This is a genomic window from Mycobacterium angelicum, from assembly GCF_002086155.1.
GTDB lineage: Bacteria > Actinomycetota > Actinomycetes > Mycobacteriales > Mycobacteriaceae > Mycobacterium > Mycobacterium angelicum.
On sequence record NZ_MVHE01000525.1, the window covers coordinates 1 to 206 of the forward strand.

Annotated in this window: 1 protein-coding gene; it reads left to right on the forward strand. The window is 45.6% G+C overall.

Features of this window, described 5'->3' with window-relative positions; all coding sequences use genetic code 11:
- Positions 1 to 20: 20 nt before the first annotated feature.
- Positions 21 to 206, forward strand: a 186-nt coding sequence (locus tag BST12_RS30530) for a MarR family transcriptional regulator (RefSeq protein WP_245850644.1), incomplete at its 3' end; no start/stop codon positions are given.

The window sequence follows — 206 nt, forward strand, 5'->3', positions numbered from 1 at the left end:
CATTTCAGAGGCATTTCACCATGAACCAAGACGCATTACGGATCTTGGCTAAGGAATTAACCGGGGAGCAATTCAAGGTCTTAATGCTGATGCTTGCAGATCTGGATTACGAAAACTTCATTCAGATCGCCCAAGCAGATATTGCTGAAACTTTAGGGATGCAGAAAACGAATGTTAGTCGCGCCGTTCGCGCGCTACTGGATGTT